Raw genomic sequence first — 17381 nt, 5'->3', positions numbered from 1 at the left:
TTCTGCAAGACGACAGCCCCCTTGAGACAAAACGACAGGTTTTGAGACTCATTCGTGGGCAAGTTCGGGGCGCGAATCACCGTACTGAAGGTTTCGCCAATAGCGATTGTGGCGTCCGTGATGCCACGCACGGCCATGAACGGATCGGAACCTCGAAGCGCGAGCGGCGGCGGAAGCGGTCTTCGCGAAATCTGGGAGTGAGGTCCGGGACTCATGCCCCCTGACGGACATCAGGCCTGAACACGATTCCCAGCGGATCGCCGGCCTCGTCGCCGGTTGTCGTGACGACGACGGCCCCAGGTTTCATCCTCCCGGGTGTGTCCTTGGGATGGAACAGCGCAAGTGTCTCTCCGGTCGTCGCATCCCGACCCACAAACGCGAGCTTAGTGCTGAATACCTCTTGATCCAGGGAGCCGAGGGTAGGGGTCTCGACATCGACCAGTCCCGCCTCGATCGAAGCCCGAATCCATCTGACGAGATCACCGGCAGTGAGGAGGGCAGTTGCCCCGGAAAGGCGGATGATTCCAAAGCCCCGCCTGCCCCCACCCATGGCCTGGATGGCCTCGGCGACGGTGCTTGAGGGGCTCAGCACGGGCACAGGCTTGTGAGCCATACCGAGGATAAGCTGTCCTCCGGGTCGGCGCTGGGATTTCGGCGGCTCCTGCCATACGCGAGGGAACGTCGAATGATCCCGAACCCATTTGGCAGTGACCAAGCAACGCCGCCGGATCAGGCCGATCATCTCCGAATGCCGGTCCTCGAGATTGCTCCAATTTAGGATCGGCTCATGGTGGGCAATGCGGTTCCTGAGGTGGCTGACCTCGATGGCGATCGCCCGTAGGGTCTTCCGGCTTTCATGTGGTGCGAGGTTTCGAAACACCGTTCGGACGGACCGTTGCCATTCGACCTCGTAACGACCGTCGAGCATCGCAACCCAGAACTCGAAGGACAGCTTCGCGATGATGTCATCCGTCGTCAACGTGCCACCGTTTGCCCGAGCAGGCTCGCGCAGCAGCCTTTCCTTGGCCTTGTCGATTGAAGCCAGAGCCTCAGGATTCCCCCGCGCGAGGGCTCCGAGGAACGGCCTGTCGAATGCCCAATCCTCTACGCCAGCCACCAGTCTCAGGTGTTCGCTGACGGCGTTTCGCAAGGTAACCTCGGCCACATGGATGGGGAACTGGAGTGCCTTGGAGAGTCGGGCGTTCCACAGGTAGAAGTCCATGGCCCATGCATGATCGAACGATGCCCGTTTGAGGTATGTCCCGAGGCGTTGGGTCGTGAGAGTGCCGGATAGCTGTCGAAACGTTGCCTCATCATAGGCAAAAGGGACTTGACTCTCGGCCATCGTCACTCCAACTTAACACCCAGCAGGCCCCTGCCGCCTCTGTCCGACCTAAATCGGTTATGCGCTCGTGGTGAGCTTTAGAACCCCAGGCCAGGCCATTCGCCTTCCTGGGGTTTGCCCTTTTAGGGCCTTGGGCATCACCGCACAATTGGCCTCTTGGCCAACCCGATCCGCTAGATATTGGGCCAAATGTGAAGCATTGTGGCCGCTGCCACGGGATCGCGCTTGGGAAAACTGGCTTGGCACCAAAGAGCTCTGGGCTACCTAATGCTCGGTCAAAGGGGCCAGCGTCCCGTCGAGAGACAGAGACGTGGCCCCAGCGATCCCAGCAGCCGCGTGCTCTTGGCCGCAGCTAAGCAGTGGGGCATCAAGCCTGAGGTGTCCAGCCTACCCATTCAGGAGGCCGGCTCCGGCTCAGGATCGTAATAGTCGGAGTCGTCGACCGCGCCACCGGTGTCGAGTTCCGGTTCCCTGTAGGCGATGCGCCCGGCCACCAGCTCGAACGTCATCACCGTCGTGAACAGGATCTTGTTGCCGTGGAACGCACGGTCTTCGTCCTGCTCCCCGTTTAGGGAGCCAGACAGAGTGACCATGAGACCCTCGTCGTTCGCTTCGAAGCCGTATTCATCGATGTAGAGCTCATCGAAATAGGCGTTTGTCGTAGCGATCTCCCCCGACAGGGCATCCTCGATTATCAGCGGATCGTCCTGGACGTAGCCATTGACATCGTCTCGCAGATCCCGGGACCTCCAGATCCTGCCAGTGAAGTGACCTTGCGAGACAAGGCAGTCACAGATCTCGGACGCGAGCTGGTCCACAGTAGGCAGATCAGCGGGCAAGTTCTTGATCTCTTGAACCCGTTGATCCATCCGGGCCAGATCCGGGATCAGGAACGCGGCTTCTCGAAGATCCGTCAGCGGAAATTTCGTTTCCGTTTGAAGCGCGGCAAGCGTTCCGTACCCGAAAAAGGCGGCCACGAGCTCATGCGCGTGGGTGGACTTCAGTTTGTTCCCGGTCAGGGAGCGGTAGTGTGAGCGCAGGTGATCTGCGCAATCCTTATGGAGAGACATGGCATATCCATTCAATCCTGGCGTCTTGGGGGTGGTCGCAAGCGCTTTATGATCACCCTGCGCCGGCTGAGATGGTTGCCGTTCAGGTGTCGATTCGAAATCGAGTTCACCGCCTTTTGGGTCGCTTGCAGCCCTGGCTATCGGTTCCAGATGAAGAGATAGCGCTTGCAGCGTCATCTGACAAGCATCAAGGGGCCGGCACATAAATGCGGGATCGGAATTCAATCGCAACACCGGTCCGTGGGGTCGTTAGTCGGCATCGCGCGCAAACGTTGCCTTCGAGGGTGAACATCCACCATGGCACTAGCGGGCCAACCGCAGGGCCTCGAACAGCCTGCCGCAGAGCAGGAGTAAGCGATGGAAGACAATTTCGACCCAGGCGACGGACCTCCCGCTGGTAGGGGCAGGCTAGTGACGCAGTGAGCGACCCTAGGTACCGGAACGACTGCTGCGCAGGTTGAGGGCACGAATCACATCGGCGCCGAGGACGTGGGTGGTCTTCGTTTCCCCCCGGGAGTTCGACAAGTCGACGCCGACCTCGGCGGCAATGGGGCGAAGAACGTCCTTGACGACCACTGGTTGGACGACGCCGTCTTGCAGGATGCGGATGACGCCATTCTCGTAGCGGACGATCTCGATGTCCGAATACCTTGCCCGGGCCGTCACCCGAAGTTCCTCGGCGGGACGTTTCTCCCGCCGCCTGCCTTGCGCAACAGGGTAGACGTATTTTCCATCGCCTGGGCGCATTCTGTCCTTTGCCGTCTCGGCGGACTCGTCAAGCAATTCTTCGACCGATATGCCGTTCTCGTCGTCGACATTGACCCGAAGGATCATCACCCGATCGACGAGGTCGAATGTCGCTGCATTGAAGGATACCTGGTTTGAGCTCGTGATCGTCTTGACCGAAATCCGCTCGTTCGATGCCGACACGACATCATATCCCCGCTGGTTGGTCTCGAGGGCCATCTGTCCACGGGTGATCATCGCGGCATAGAGTTCCCCGATCCGGCCCGTGAGATGGTTCAGTTCGGCCGGAGCCACACCCCACGTCAGTTCCTTCTCGAACCAGGCCAGGGCCTCGGCAAGCGATTGGATGATCTGGACCTGGGTCAATGTCGGCTTGGGTCCGCCGGACTCGAATGTCATCAATGATCTTCCTGTGTCTGACATGGTCATCACCTGGCTTCACCACCTTCGAAAGTCCACTGAAGATCCGGCAAGTGACCCAAGACGGACTGAACGTCTGCGATGGTAGGTTTTGGGATCGAACCGAAAGTCAGCTCTGGCAGGGAACACCAGACATACCTGACGGACAGCAAATTTCCCAGGTTGACCCCGAGCGGATATTCCGAGCCTGCGCTGAAGGACATATCGAGGACATCGGCATCCTGTGCCGCCGACAGCGGGGACATGTCAGGTTCGCACGTCCCAAGGATCGGGCTTGTGTTTCCGCATCCGCCATCTGGTAAGCCTACGCCGGTGCGCCGTGCGACCAAGCAATGCTATCGTCGCGGACGAGCCCCATCAGTTCGGCCAGGCGGGTCCTCGCCCGGTTGACCGGCTCTTGATCGTCCCGACCTTGGTCCCAAGGGATTCGACCCTTTCCTTGGCCCTCCCCAACGATGAGCAGCAGGGCCTCGCGCTGCTCGCGGGGCAGCTTGGCAAGCGCCTTATGCAGATCCTGGACCGTGAGCCTCCTGGTCTGGGATGGTGATCATCGTTGCCGCATGAGTTCCATCCGTGTCCTCCACCTCGCGCTGCTTCGTACGGCGGCCGGAGAAGAACAGGTTGCGCAGGGTGGTGAAGCGCCAAGCCTGGAGATTCGTGCCAGCCTCGAACTCCTCTTGCTTGTTGATCGCCTTCAGAACAGTCTTTTGCACGAGATCCTCAGCTTGATGCATATCATGGGTGAGGGAGATCGCGTGGGCCCGCAGCGACTTCAGGCTGCCGATGAGATTGGCTACGAAGGCGTGATCCACCGCCTCCGTGTGGGCCCGGATGACCTGAGCCACGCGAGTGAGAAGCTGGGCCAAGCTCCGGGGCATCTTTCCTGCGTCGGGATCGCCGTAGAGAGCGCAGCTCGCGCCCGAGATGGGTCTGGATGGCGTCGGTGAGGGAAGGGAACTCGGCGGGATGGGAGCGTCCGTTAGGGGGGCACTGGGTCATCGTCCATTGGCTGCACCAGGCTGGGGTGTTTTCAACCGTGGAAGAAGGACGCGGGAGCGGAGCTCGCTGGTGCAGAATTCAAGGATCGCTCATGACAAGGGCCATCTGAAGCCAGACGCGTGGCCGTGCAGTTGCTCCCATTCGACATGTTATCCGGCTGGGACCGAGTCAAGCGGCGCTGACCGCGATAGATCCGTTCAAGCCCTGGGTCGCCTCTGTCCTGGCCACCTCCAGGCACAAGGCCATCGCCTCCCGCAGGCTTGTAGCAACGAGATCCGCCCGGACCGCCTCCCGCAGGGCCACAGCAGCCGCGGCGTCCATTCCCTCGACCCAGCACCCCAGCAGGATTTGCGCCTGCGGCATCTTGCGGCGAAGGCGACGCACCGCGTAGCGCATGTGTGCCGGGCTACCAGCATCGAGATAGGACAGGCACACCATGGCGATACCGGCATCGTCGATCCTCGCAACGGCCTGGATCGACAGCGAGGCTGCGCTTTCCACCCGAGCGTGAAGCCCATGCTTCGTCAGGAGCTGCGCCAGGATCAGGGCGGTCGCCTCGTCGACCGCGCTCTGGCCGGCAATGCACAGGATCGGTGTCTCACCCCGGAAGCGCGGATTGAGCTCCTCCGGCGCCAGAGTCGGAAGGTCGGTCCTGCCGCCCTCGTCCTCGCTGGCCTCAACGGCGGCGACCGCCTCCGGATCGTCGGTGCGGCCGGATTTCGGCTTCTGGTCGGGATGGTCGGAGAGATCGTCCACCAATTCCTCGACCGTTGCCCTCATCCGCTCCAAGCGGGGCTCGTCGAGAACGCCACGCTGTGCGTCGGCGCGGGCGAGCCGCAGGCCCGCCAACGCCACTTCGTCGTAGTACACGGAGAGCGAGCGCTCCTTCAGGAACTCCTCCGCGACGTCGGCTGCCTCCGCCGGATCACCGGCCAGCATGCGTTGGTAGAAGATCTCCGGCGGCGAGAGGGCCGGGCGGTCGCCGAGCATGACGTCGAGGAACTCGAGCCGCTCCACGTGCCGGCCGAGCACGACCAAGCACACCGTCAGCGGCGTTGCCAGCACCAGCCCGATCGGTCCCCAGAGCCAGGTCCAGAACGTCGCCGCGACAACGACCGCCACGGGAGACAGACCCGTGCTATGGCCGTAGACGAGGGGCTCGACCACGTGGCCGGCGAGCGGCTCCATAACGATGAACAGGGCTGCGGTCATCAGCAGCATCGACCAGCCAGGATCAACGGCCGCCGCCAGGGCCAGTGGGAAGGCGGCGGAGATGAACGCGCCGATGTAGGGGACAAAGCGCAGGATCGCCGCGAGGATGCCCCACAGCACGGGGCTCGGCACGCCAATGACGTACAGGCCGCTGCCGATCACCACGCCAAAGGCGGCATTCAGGGCCAGTTGCGTCAGGAACAGCTTGCTCAGACGACTGGCGGCATCGTCGAGGGCGGCGGTGGTCTTCTGGAGGTCGTGCGAACCGGCCAGGCGGATCAGACGGTTCCTCAGGTCCTCCCGTTGCAGCAGGATGAAGATCACGAAGATGATCACGATCCCGGTGGTCGCGGCGGGGTGGATGAGCGGGGTGATGAAGGCGCCGAGGGTTTGCAGGGCGCCCGGATCGGGCTGGCGCACTTCCACCGGGATGGGCTTCGTCTCGGTGGCAGGCACGGTGCTGGGCGTCAGCGGATTGGCCGGCAAGGATGTCCCGGCCTGCGGCCTGTCGAGTTCCTTGCCCAGGTCCTGCAACACATCCGCGGCCCGCTCGAGGGCGCTGCTGCCGGCAGCGGAGCCGCGCAGGGACTGCACCTTCTCGCGCATGGTGGCCTGGTAGCGCGGCAGGTCCCCGGCGAGCTGGGTGACCTGCGTCGCCATGACGGTGGCAAGCGCCGTGATACCCGCAAAGGCAACCAGGACGACGCCGACAACCGCCAGCGCCCGTGGCACGTCAGCCTTCTGCAACAGCCTGATGAGCGGAGCCAGCACAAAGCTCAAGAGTATGGCGAGCGCGACCGGAACGAAGACCTCGCGCCCGACATACAGAGCCGCGATGACGAGAGCGATCATGCCGACGACGCCGAGGCCTGCGGACGGCGCGACGGGGGGAAGGAGGTCCCGCTCAGCGAGCGTGGGCTTCAGGTCTGACATTGTTGTGAGTTCCCGGGCCGCCGTCAGCTCGGTTGCAGCGGCCCGGCCCAGTGCGACAACGCCTATACAGCCGTTTCGCTCCGTTGCCCGGCTTAGCGCTGTCCGGCACGCCAAAGGAAACTGCCCGTTGCTCAGGAACTGTGGGGTCCTAAAGGCGTTGCCATGTTGCGATGCAGCAAATTCCTTCGCTGTTGCGAGATTGTCTTCCTAGTATCTGCGTCGTCGCTCTCCAAAGGCTAACCAATCCCAAACTCCGCTCGCTTCGGGGAGCCATTGCTTCGCTCTTCCGGCACCGTTCGTAACAAGCGGATCGGGCAACAGATTCCACTCAGTATTGCGTCTGGCTCCAATCTTTCATGAGGACGACATGACGACCATCAGACAACTGCTTCAGACCAGCCCGGCCAAGGCCAACGAACTTTTCGCCAAGCTCATGGATACCTCGGACGGCGCGGTTAAGACGCGCGAGAGGCTGTTCGCGGAACTCAAGGCGGAATTGGAGCTGCTCGCCAGGCTCGAAGAAGAGCACCTGTTCCCGGTGCTCAGGAAACACAAGGCCACCAAGGGCCTTGTGTCCGAAGCGCTCGCCGACAACAAGCAAACCCGAATTCTGCTCGATGAGATTGAGGCCACCCCCAAAGACAGCGAGGAGTTCGCTACTAAGGTTGCCGAGTTGCGCAAGATCCATCAGCAGAGTGTACGTGACGGGAAGAACGAGCTGCTGCCGGCCACCCTGGAGGCACTGAGCGACGAGGAAGCCCAGGCTATCGTCGATCGCATTGAGGCCGAGAAGACCGAGATCGAGGAAGCCCGGTTGGCGGAGGCTGAACAGCGCCGGATCGAGGCAAGGCTCGAGCGTGAGCAGGAAGCAAGGCGTCTTGCTGACCAGGAGGATGAGGCCGAGCGCGAGCAGGAGGCCCGCGCGACCGTCCGGCAGACCGCAGACGCCGTCGCACGGACAGGCGAGGCCGCCGCTGAGAGTGCCGCGCAGATGATCCGGACGACGGCAGAGGCCGCGCAGCGGGTCGCGACCGCGCCCATGAGCACCGGCTCGGTCCTCTGGGATTCGATGTTCAACCTCTGGACGGCTCCGCTGGGCCGTGCCGTGGCGCGACCCACCGCTGGGCAACTGTCGACGCAGGCGGAGGAGGTCATCCCGCTGGCCGAAGAGACCCTCGTCGTGGGCAAGCACACGGTGACCAGCGGCACGACTACAGTGCGCCGCATTGTCGTAGAAACGCCGGTTCAGCAGCAGGTATCGCTTTATGATGAGAAAGTCATCGTGGAAAGGCGCAGACCGGTCACCGATGCCGTGACCGGAGAGAGCCTGACCGAGCTCACGATCGAGATGATCGAGACGTCCGAGAGGCCTGTGGTTGGGAAGAGCGTGAAGGTGCGGGAAGAGGTCGTCGTGCGCCGAGAGCGTACTCGACGGATCGAGACTGTGCGGGACACCGTTCGGCGGGACGAGATCGAGGTCACGCACTCCGACGAGAACCATCGTTCCGGCAAGACACGGCCGGCAATCGCCTCCAGCCGCAAGTAAGATCACGAAAGCAACGCCTTACCTTGCACACGGGTCGTTGCCCTCGACCACGACCCGTGTGCCCGTAACCGGAACAGGAATGCCGATGTCAGGGACTTCACCAAATCATCAGATCACGTTCCGTGACAGCCACCTTGCTTCCCATAGAGAATCCGGTTTCCGCGGTGGCGCGCTGCTTTCTCCTGAGGAGAACGGACCAGTGCTCCCTGGCTTGAAAACGAGGCGTTCACCCTGCATGACGCCTACTGGTGCCACGAAACGGCCTTGTCAGTCGCTTGGGGTTCGCGGCCTCAAGGGCGCGGACAAGGGCATGAACCGGATCATGGGCGGCCACTCCGAACCAGCCCTGTTGATCGCCGTTGTCATGGAGATCCACGTCGGCCAAAGGGCTGACCTCCGACAGGAGACTTCAAATGAAGGTCACGGTGAACATCGATTGCACACCAGAAGAAGCACGCGCCTTCTTCGGTTTGCCGGATGTGCAGCCCATGCAGGAGCACTTGATGAGAGAGATGCAGGAGCGCCTGTCGGTGAACCTGAAAGCGATGGACCCAGAGACGATGATCAAGACCTGGTTGCCGACCGCCGTCGAAGGCTTCGAACAATGGCAGGACATGGTTGCATCCCAGATGAGCTCGACAAGGACTAAATAGATACCAGTGTGGCGGTCACTGTCGTTCCAGGGATCTGAGCGGGATCAAGGATCACCGAGAAGGTCTCATGTGTCTGCCTTCCCCACCTCGCCGACCCTCCCAAGGAGGTCGACCGTGACAGGCCGCAGATGACACGACAAAAATGATAAGGAATGCTCACCAAATTGCCTGATCTATTACAGAGGAGTGATTTTCAGCGGGGTGCATCCATCTCTGGGAAAGCAGCCTGATCAGCTTTATTGCGCGCGAGAAGGGCTTGCAAGACCGCCAATATGGCTTCATCCGCCGCAGCCGCCGCCAACTCGAAGGCAGCTTCTGCGTAGGTCTCTGCCTCATCAGCCTGAGCATTGAGCAGATAAGCCTTGTCACGTTCATTCTGTAAAATGTGAAGAGCATGCAATCCGGACTTCTTTTCCGCAACCCACGTCTTTGCCTTGGCATTGGCCGCCTCAACGGTAGCGCGATGGTCGTAGATGCGTTGCTCGACACGGTCGAGTTGGCTCTCAAGAGCATCCTGTGAGTGATTGAAGCTTGCGGCGCCGTTTGACTTTAAGGATTCAAGCCGGCGGTCCAGGCCGTGGAGCTTGATGCGAAGCTCATCGCAAAGACGGCTTATTCTCTCGCTCATGCGATGCTCCTTTCGGGCTCAATGGTGCTGGGGCAGCAAGCCCCTGGCCTAGCTCTCTCTTGCCGACCATTCACGGCTATACTGACTCACAATCCCCGTGCTGAAGACTTTTGCTCCCGCACCAACAGCGTGGGCTTCCGCCGCTGCGGCGTTGATGGCGGCAAAGCGGGAGTCGTATTCGCCATGGTGCTTGCCATTCACGCGAATGCGCCAAGCCCCATGGTGCTTGACGACATAAAATTCGGTCGACATCAACGGATCTCCACACCTGTGAGCCTGGAGTGAGGCTAGGCCCCGCTCCAGGTTCGAGAAACTGATCAGAACTGCTTGCCTGCCATCCAGCGCGCGACGTCAGCCTTGGCCGTCTCATAGGGCAGGCCGTAGCGCACTTTTACCATCGCAACGAGTTGCTCCTCGTTCTTGATCTGCGACAGGTCCAAGGTCGTCAGGCAACTCCACTGGCGTTTCGCATCATCGCGGTAGCCTGTCTTGCGAGTTACTGTTTCGTTGCTTTCGCCGCCTCTAAAGCCAAACATCATAGCCTCCATGAATTGGGGCTGGTCTCGTCATACAGCGACCAGCTCAAAGCTGCTTATCCAGGGCCCAGAACTCGACCTCTCTGGTCGCCTGCTCGCGGGAGAGACTGTAGCTCTCTTCGACTTTCTCGATGAGTTCCGATGGGGTCCGGATCCCCGACACCTCTAGCGCCGTCAATCGACCCCACATGGCTTGCATCATCGACAGGGCGTGAAGCGTCAGTCCGGGGCCGTCGTGCGTTCGATAGTGCTGAAGATCGAACATGAAGCGGCTGTTCGGGCACATGGGGAACTTCCCCCTCTCATATAAGAACCTTGGCCACCGCGAAGTAGGCACAAAGTTTATCTCAAATTAATATGGTGGGTGCGCGCTGCAATTGCAGGTGATCTAGAAAATAAATACCAAGTAAATATAATTCTTATATCTACGATTTAGACAATATATCATGCTGAGAAATAATAAATGAAGTCGACATAAGGATTATTTACTCAAAATATTCGACATGGTTCAGTCAAGGGGCAGAACAATGTTAGGCCAGCGGTCGTCTCGGTTCTGCTCATCGCCGAGTGCCTCCTCCTCTTCGAAGCGGGCACCCGAGAATGAACGGTCAAGCATTCCCAGACACTGCGGCAAAGGAGGACAAGATGTTCGATAAATCTCGCCTCCCCTGGATCAATGATCCACTGAACCTGACGCTCGTCATCGTTGTAATCGCGGCCTCGATTGCCGTTTTCAGAGCTTCCGCGTGGGCTGCATGCACATCGGGCAGGTCCTGCCCTTCCTCGTCCTGTTTGAAGCCGTTCTGGTCATGGAAGTGAAAGAAGAAACGGGGCATGGACGCTTCAGCGCTTGCGGACAATAACTGTCAACGCCGGGGGGGCTCCCTCCCTGTTCCATAAGGGCTTACTCCTCAGGCTGCCTATGTTTCCGGGGCGCCGATCACCTGAGCCATCCTGTAAGGCCTCGCAATGATGATCCCTCCAGTGACAGGCTGCATTTGCACCGCATAGCCCGTCGCATACAGGACAGACAGATCGGGAAAGCATTCGCTGTAGGCGCGGGTCGACACCCAGCCATTGCCTCCCTGCATGACGCTCACCAGCGACACGACGACCGTGTGCGGAAAGTGGGCCTAGCGGATAGGACCGCCGGGTTCAAAGAGCACCTCACCCTGCTCCAGTTCGACGAGGTCGAGATAAGGCTTAAGGGCCGAAAAGTGCTCTGCTTCCAGGCCGGCCGGGAGCCAGTTCGTGCGATAATCAGCATCGAGAGCCTTCGGCATGGCTGGGCCCCGTTTACGCGGATGAGTGGGGATCGCCTCAGCGTATGTGGTTTCCACAACCGGCCGACCCAAAAGTGCCGCTGTAAGCCGTTGAGGGGTATGGCACGCAGCGGCTTGTGAGCCCGATGCCAGTCGCGAGATGCTGCGCTCGTTCCACCAACACCCAAGTACGGCTGCGGCTCCCTGCTTAGAGACGGGCCCAAAGCCCGGATGACAAGAGAGCCCGCCGCGGCAAATGTCTCATTCGGTCAACCTGTCGGATGACGCCAGCACCATGATGGTCATTCTAACGTGCCGAAGTCTCGGATCCCTCGAGGAAGTGTCCCAGGACCTTCAGCGGGCGCACCCGATCACAGACGATCTTCAGGATCGCCAGCATCGGAACGGCCAAGATCGCGCCGGGCACGCCCCACATCCAGAACCAGAACACCAGCGACAAGATCACCAGCACGGGGTTTAACGTGAAGCGCCGCGCCAGCAGCATGGGTGTCAGAGTTTCGCCCTCGACGAGGTGAATGCCGAGATAGAGGGCCGGCGGCAGCAGGGCCCACCATAAGCTGTCGAAGCTCAGCATTCCGGCGAGAAGAAAGATGCCGATCCCAAACAGCGGCCCCAAGATCGGAATATAGTTGAGCAGGAAGGCTGTGGCCCCCCACAAGAGAGGATCTCCCAGCCCGCAAAGATACATCACGGTCGCGGTTGCGACTCCCACCGCCGCATTCATGGCCGTGATCGTCACGAGATAGGCGGATATGTCTTCCTCGATCTGCTGGGAGATGTCGACAGCTTGCCGCTTGTCGCTGAACTTCGGCAGGATTTCGACGATGCGTCGAAGGAAGAGATCGCCCGATACCAATAGAAAGTAGAGCACCAGAATGGTCGTAAACAGGCCATCGAGGATGGACCGCGTTCCGGCGAACAATGCATTTGTCAGGCCAAGATCGCGGCGAACCGCAATGGTGGCCCCCTTTGATCCGGAAGCGTTGGCGGCCTGCTCGGTCTGCTCGATAACTTGTTGCAACGCTTGGATCGGCCCCTTGAGAACCACCAGGTGGGCTTCGAGGCGCGGTATGCCCTGCGGCAACCGTTCCGCCCAAGTCGCGGCGGGGATTGACAAGGCCGTTACAGCACCCACGATCGTTCCGGTCACCAGCAGGATGGCTACGAGCGCTCCAACGGCCCGGGGGAAATGCATACGCTCCAGGAGACGCACAGCGGGCTGCAAAAGCAGCTTCAACACGAAGGCGAGCACGACAGGGAGGATGATCGCGCTTGCCACGTAGAGCGCCGCCAGGAAGGCCAACGCGAAAAGTCCACCGAGATAGAACGTCTGCGGATTGGATGGCAGCGGCATCTCTGCCTCGTCGGAGGTCTCCATCGGCACGGCATGCGGCTCCGGCGGCTGATCATCCTGGACGGGTGCCAACGGGGGGCGCTGCGGTGGCGTTGAGACGGGAACCATGGCCGTTCTCCCTTCCGGAGCGTGAGCATGTCCCTGTGTCCACAGTGGACCATACCCGGTTTCGTCGACCCTTGCTAGAAAAGCTATTCCCAAGGTGCGAGCCCGACGACGTTCAGCGCGCACCCGCCCGCCGAGCAATGCTCCGGCTCGATCGAATGTGCCGTCGATCGGAATAGGATCGATCCGTGCGTGCGATCAGTCGGCGTGAACGTGCTGAAGTTGGAAGGCTTCACTTTGATCGAGGCATCGTCAGCCGACTTTGCGGCAGCGGTCTTTCCCGCCAGAACCGCCTGTCATCGCCAGTCTGCATGGCTCTGAAATCGATCTCTAGCCTGGGCCGTCCGATCCGGAGCCGCTCTTCGCGGAAGCAGCATTGGCGCTGACGCTTTTACTGATGTCGCTAGCGCTTCCTTCACCCTTCAGCTCACGCTCGGCTTGACGCCAAAACTCCGCCGCGTAACCTTCTGGGCAACCGCGTTTCTTCCAAAGCTCGAAGGCGCGCTGTCTTACTTGGTCCTCGGTGAAATTGGTGCTCGGCTCCATTTGCGTTTCCTTCATTCGTTTTCTTCCTGGAAGTAAACAAGCCAAGCCGTGCTGCGAGTCCTCAGCTATTGATATTTGCATGACCTCAGCTACTCACCAGCGGATGCATTGGTGCTCGCGGCTGCTGATGAGGGTTCAATCGGCGAGGCCGTTCACCACAGAGCCGGCTGATCTCCGCCTCCAGTGGGCGGCTCTTCGTGAGCTGCTGTCAACTCCCGAGGATCGACCCTGACCGCCTGCACCGAGGCGTGGTTCCCTTGACGAAGTGGCAGGTAAATGGTGGTCGCAACTCGCCGGTAGGCCAGGAACGACAGTCCCTCGATCAGTTCCTCGTCAATGTCGATCGTGTATGCGCCGGCGGGCTGTAAGCCATCAACAGCCATCAGTGAGAACGGGTGATCGAAACTAATGGTTTTTCGTGTCGTACGCATGAGTTGCTCCTAAGCCGCGATCTTCTCGGTGCAATCTTTGGCAACCTGGCTCGCGCCTTCCGTGGTGCCTGGCATCGTCGGCCCCCGTTCTTCAAGACCATATCGCCTCTGCTCCAGGACAAGGCGCCTTGATTGCAGCAATGCGCTCGGCAAGCTGGGGATCGCGCTTTGACTGATCGACGCAGATCAGGGACAAAGCCGTGACCACAGCGGTTTTTCACTGATCAGAGGCTATCGTGCGGACGGTTCCGTTAGTCACCCAACCGCCCCAGGAGAACCCGACGGTGCAAGAGCGGCAGCGCACAGGCGGCGCCGTGGAGTCCAGGCCTCAGCCACTCTGGGGTCTGCATAGGGTTTTCTTGGGGCGAATTAATCAGAAGTCTACGCATTCTCACAAATCAGCATAACACAAACAAGTAGCTTATTTGGTTTTTATTTCGCCTTGTGGCCCTGTTTATTCAGGCGACAGAGTTCCATATCTTACTAATTACTAAGGATCTACGTGCATGTCCGTATACCGCAGACACTCGCCGCCACACGGGCATTGCAGCTTCGGTTGAGCTTGGCCGAGGGCGTTCATTGAGGCAACTCTGCATCGAGGAGGTCGCCATGAGATTCCTGATCCAGTTCAAACGGTTTCGACGCGGTGTTCCCGAGGTCATCGGAACTCTGCCTATTACTGCTGCCGATGGTGCCGCCGCTTTGGCATTCGCCCGGAGCCCCGCCGGGATGAGACGCTGGCCAGTGCGGACCGATGCTCTGCGTGTGATGGACGATGGTGGCCGCACGCTGCTCGATTGGACAGTGCCGATAGAGATTGCGCAGCCGGTGACCTATTCACCCAGACCTGTTCCGGCTAAGGCTGCCGGTAAAGAACCGCGCCCAGCGCCTCTCATGCTGGCCGAGCACCCGGAGGAGAGCCCATCAACGCCCGCCCGGGGTCTGCACCGTTTTGCTGTGGGACAGGCCGTCTCTTACGCGGAGGACGGCCGGCCCGAGGTCTGGAAAGGCGGCTATGAGATCGTCAGGCTCGATGATCCGCGCGACGAACCGCAATACGCGATCAGAAGCGCAGATCAGTCCTACGACCGGATCGTGCGTGAGCACGAACTCCGCGAGGACCTGGGCGCCCGCGCTCGTGGCCGTTAAGGCTCCTCTCCGGTTTCCGTCTGGTTCGGGCAGGAGCCTGCCCAAGCTGCCGTGGAGGCATGACGTAGCCGAGCCGTGGCTTCACGAAGGAAAGTGAGCGAGACATGATACAGGACATCCTCAGTTTGACGAAATCCATCATCCGCAAGTTTTGGGGTGCGTTGGCGCCTGCCCCAGCTCCCGCCGTGCAACCACGACCGCAGCTCAACGGAAGGCGAGGCTACGGAGACGACAGCATCAAACTGCCCGACTGAGGTCTGAGAGCACAGCGTTCGCTGTCGACATCAGGCGCTCCCATTGTCTGAACGGCGGACCTTTCCCTGACCTTGGCTTCAACTTCAGCGTTCCTGGTCTGGAGATGCGGTTTTCCGGAACAGGGGGGAGATCGCTGGTGTTACTCTCAGGGCAGCCTTGGAGGTTGATATGAAGGACCAAGACATGGTGCTCTCTATCATCGTCAACGCCATCCAATTTGCCCTCCAGCACGCGCAGAAGGCTCCCAATCAGCCCGGAGCTGTCATATCGACCGAGGAGAGGGTGGATCTCGCAAGAGCAATCTTAACCGCGCTTTCTGAACAAGGTTTCCAGGTGACCCGAGCACCATCGGAGCCTCGCTAATCGACCACCAGACGAAGAGAGTTCGGCAAAGGACATTCCTTTAGAAGGCGATATTCCAATGACCACGAAAACTCCCCCAAGCCCTCCTAAGCGCAAGCCCAACAATGGCATCTCACAATGGGACAACGAGGGAGGCGCTCCTTCGTCTGGCGATCGGTCACGAAAGCAGGGTGGCGGGACCGAAAAGCCCGATAAGCCTGCCAAGAAGGCCTCGTGAACTCGCAGGAGATCCGACAAGGAATTCAGACCTTCTGGGCCAGCATCGTGAACTCAACGTCGCTGGTGGTCTTCTCACGGGAGAGACTGCACCTCGCCTCGGCTCTCCCGATGAATTCTGACGTGGTTCGAGACGCAGATGGCTCTGCCGCCGTCAGCCGCAGTCAGGTTGCTTCCGCCATCTGAACCGAGTGAGGCGCGAGACCGGGGCATCATGATCCTGATAGCGCAAGTGGGATCCTCCCGCCTCCGGCTGTGTTTGCCGGTCCTGAGGATGAGCGGTGTCTCCGGACGCGATGTTACGGCGATCGGGTCAGACATGTGATTGGCCGACGTGATCCGCCATGTTGGCTCCGCGAGATCCGAGCGGCTTGGATGGGCCTTCCGTGCTGTCTTTGGCAGTCTGGTGTTCCATCTCGGCGTTGAGGGCGGCGCCGAGCAGGACAATTACCACCGACAGCCAGATCCAGATCATGAAGCCTACGCCAGCGCCAAGCGAGCCATAGGTTTTGTTGTAGCTGTCGAAGTTGGCGACGTACCAGGAGAACAGCATCGACGCCGCTAGCCAGAGCACGGCCGCCATAGCGCTGCCCCAGGTCACCCAACGCCATTTGGCATCTTGGCGGCTTGGGCCGTAGCGGTAGATGACGGCCAGCCAGGCAAAGACGACAACGAACAGGGCAGGCCAACGCAGAATGCTCAAGAGCCGGCCGGCCGGGGTCGCGAAGCCCATGAAGGTGAAAACGACAGGCGCCACGACCACCGCGCCGATGGCCAGGATAACAACGCCAACCATACCGAGCGTGAGCAGGAACGTCGTGGCGTAGAAGCGCAGCAAGCTGCGCTTCTCCTTCTCGCCATAAACTACATTGAGCGCATCGAAAAGGGCCGCAACGCCCGAGTTCGCGCTCCAGAGCGCCACCAGAAAACCCACCACGAAGGCAAGGCTGAGCGTGTCGCTGTCCTGGGCGATGATCAGGCCGATCTGCTCGCCAATGAGTTCCAGCACGCCGCCGGGCAGAATGCCGGCGAGAAGCGACAGGTGACCCCTGATTGCGCTGGTATCGGCAAAGAGCCCGTAGAGCGACACGATTGTGGCGACGGCCGGGAACACCGCCAGCAGTGCAAAGAATGCGACCCCACCTGACGTGGACAGGATCCGGTTCTCCGGGACCGACCGCACCATGCGCCAGAGGATGTCCTTCCAGCCCCGCGCCGGGATCTCCCCGGGGGTGTTGGCATCGCGTCCCCGGCCAAGCTCACGGGCGCGGGCCCGATCGTCCGACGGCTCGCAGCGGGCCGCCTTCTCGCCGACGCTGGAACGCCAATCCTCTGCCTGTTCATTCATCGGAGCCATCGCTTCCTGATCCGGTTTCGGCAGAATATCAGGTTCGGAAGCACCTCGCTGCTCCAACACGACGCCTCTTGGCCCCGCGGCCCGCCGCGAACACGGTGCCAACCAGCAGAGGCAGCAGGACTGCCCTGAGAGCGCCAACAGGGGCACCGATGGCGTCGCCGCTGAAACTATCGGTGAAGGAGAACAGGGCAGCGGCAGGAACCCCCGGGTTGAAAGGGAGCACTCTTCTGCTG

General features: G+C 60.7%; 20 protein-coding genes. 4 read left to right on the top strand and 16 right to left on the bottom strand.

All coding sequences use genetic code 11. From position 1 onward, the window contains the following. Positions 1-211: 211 nt before the first annotated feature. From AC522E_RS16500 to AC522E_RS16480, 5 genes are all read right to left on the bottom strand, one after another. Positions 212-1345: a hypothetical protein gene (locus AC522E_RS16500; protein ID WP_500747335.1), complete on the bottom strand. Its 1134-nt coding sequence runs from the start codon at positions 1343-1345 to the stop codon at positions 212-214. A gap of 395 nt (positions 1346-1740) precedes the next feature. Continuing rightward, the gene (locus tag AC522E_RS16495) at positions 1741-2592 is read right to left on the bottom strand and encodes a hypothetical protein (protein WP_500747334.1); all 852 of its coding nucleotides are present in this window, start codon (positions 2590-2592) and stop codon (positions 1741-1743) included. 252 nt (positions 2593-2844) lie between these two features. Further along, on the bottom strand, positions 2845-3561 hold the full coding sequence (locus tag AC522E_RS16490; RefSeq protein WP_500747333.1) for a DUF6998 domain-containing protein: 717 nt from the start codon (positions 3559-3561) through the stop codon (positions 2845-2847). Positions 3562-4085: 524 nt separating this feature from the next. Then, positions 4086-4460, bottom strand: a complete 375-nt coding sequence (locus tag AC522E_RS16485) for a sigma factor (protein ID WP_500747332.1) — start codon at positions 4458-4460, stop codon at positions 4086-4088. Positions 4461-4749: 289 nt separating this feature from the next. Further along, positions 4750-6726, bottom strand: a complete 1977-nt coding sequence (locus AC522E_RS16480) for an AI-2E family transporter (protein ID WP_500747331.1) — start codon at positions 6724-6726, stop codon at positions 4750-4752. 367 nt (positions 6727-7093) lie between these two features. On the opposite strand from AC522E_RS16480, the gene AC522E_RS16475 reads away from it, so the two are divergent. Further along, positions 7094-8272, top strand: a complete 1179-nt coding sequence (locus tag AC522E_RS16475) for a YsnF/AvaK domain-containing protein (RefSeq protein ID WP_227384473.1) — start codon at positions 7094-7096, stop codon at positions 8270-8272. Positions 8273-8685: 413 nt separating this feature from the next. Continuing rightward, entirely contained in the window at positions 8686-8925 is a 240-nt protein-coding gene (locus tag AC522E_RS16470) for a DUF6489 family protein (RefSeq protein WP_500747330.1), read from the top strand. A 193-nt stretch (positions 8926-9118) separates the two neighbouring features. On the opposite strand, the gene AC522E_RS16465 is transcribed toward AC522E_RS16470, so the two are convergent. From AC522E_RS16465 to AC522E_RS16420, 10 genes are all read right to left on the bottom strand, one after another. Further along, the gene (locus tag AC522E_RS16465; RefSeq protein WP_500747329.1) at positions 9119-9553 is read right to left on the bottom strand and encodes a hypothetical protein; all 435 of its coding nucleotides are present in this window, start codon (positions 9551-9553) and stop codon (positions 9119-9121) included. A 48-nt stretch (positions 9554-9601) separates the two neighbouring features. Further along, on the bottom strand, positions 9602-9805 hold the full coding sequence (locus AC522E_RS16460; RefSeq protein WP_500747328.1) for a hypothetical protein: 204 nt from the start codon (positions 9803-9805) through the stop codon (positions 9602-9604). A 65-nt stretch (positions 9806-9870) separates the two neighbouring features. Further along, positions 9871-10092 carry a CsbD family protein gene (locus AC522E_RS16455; protein ID WP_500747327.1) on the bottom strand — a complete coding sequence of 74 codons (222 nt, stop codon included), beginning with the start codon at positions 10090-10092 and terminating at the stop codon, positions 9871-9873. A gap of 43 nt (positions 10093-10135) precedes the next feature. Next, a complete protein-coding gene (locus AC522E_RS16450) occupies positions 10136-10375 on the bottom strand; it encodes a CsbD family protein (RefSeq protein WP_500747326.1) in 240 nt (79 codons plus the stop codon). Between the two features lie 322 nt (positions 10376-10697). After that, positions 10698-10925 carry a DUF6894 family protein gene (locus tag AC522E_RS16445; RefSeq protein WP_500747325.1) on the bottom strand — a complete coding sequence of 76 codons (228 nt, stop codon included), beginning with the start codon at positions 10923-10925 and terminating at the stop codon, positions 10698-10700. 84 nt (positions 10926-11009) lie between these two features. Then, positions 11010-11180 (bottom strand): hypothetical protein, encoded by a 171-nt coding sequence (locus AC522E_RS16440; protein WP_500747324.1) that lies wholly within the window; start codon positions 11178-11180, stop codon positions 11010-11012. 42 nt (positions 11181-11222) lie between these two features. Continuing rightward, entirely contained in the window at positions 11223-11372 is a 150-nt protein-coding gene (locus AC522E_RS16435) for a hypothetical protein (RefSeq protein ID WP_500747323.1), read from the bottom strand. Between the two features lie 286 nt (positions 11373-11658). Next, entirely contained in the window at positions 11659-12834 is a 1176-nt protein-coding gene (locus tag AC522E_RS16430; protein ID WP_500747322.1) for an AI-2E family transporter, read from the bottom strand. Between the two features lie 327 nt (positions 12835-13161). Beyond that, entirely contained in the window at positions 13162-13392 is a 231-nt protein-coding gene (locus AC522E_RS16425) for a DUF2934 domain-containing protein (protein ID WP_500747321.1), read from the bottom strand. 137 nt (positions 13393-13529) lie between these two features. Then, positions 13530-13808 carry a hypothetical protein gene (locus AC522E_RS16420; RefSeq protein WP_500747320.1) on the bottom strand — a complete coding sequence of 93 codons (279 nt, stop codon included), beginning with the start codon at positions 13806-13808 and terminating at the stop codon, positions 13530-13532. A gap of 609 nt (positions 13809-14417) precedes the next feature. Between AC522E_RS16420 and AC522E_RS16415 the strand changes: the two genes are divergently transcribed. Together AC522E_RS16415 and AC522E_RS16410 are read left to right on the top strand one after the other, a co-directional pair. Next, the gene (locus AC522E_RS16415) at positions 14418-14957 is read left to right on the top strand and encodes a hypothetical protein (protein WP_500747319.1); all 540 of its coding nucleotides are present in this window, start codon (positions 14418-14420) and stop codon (positions 14955-14957) included. A gap of 423 nt (positions 14958-15380) precedes the next feature. Further along, a complete protein-coding gene (locus AC522E_RS16410; RefSeq protein ID WP_500747318.1) occupies positions 15381-15575 on the top strand; it encodes a hypothetical protein in 195 nt (64 codons plus the stop codon). A 529-nt stretch (positions 15576-16104) separates the two neighbouring features. Here AC522E_RS16410 and AC522E_RS16405 read toward each other — a convergent pair. Further along, positions 16105-17148, bottom strand: a complete 1044-nt coding sequence (locus AC522E_RS16405; RefSeq protein WP_227384781.1) for a YihY/virulence factor BrkB family protein — start codon at positions 17146-17148, stop codon at positions 16105-16107. Between the last annotated feature and the right edge of the window lie 233 nt (positions 17149-17381).

It is taken from the genome of Microvirga sp. BF8 (assembly GCF_059888585.1).
The sequence above is the reverse complement of the archived record's forward strand: the minus strand, read 5'-3'. Positions and strand labels throughout refer to the sequence as shown.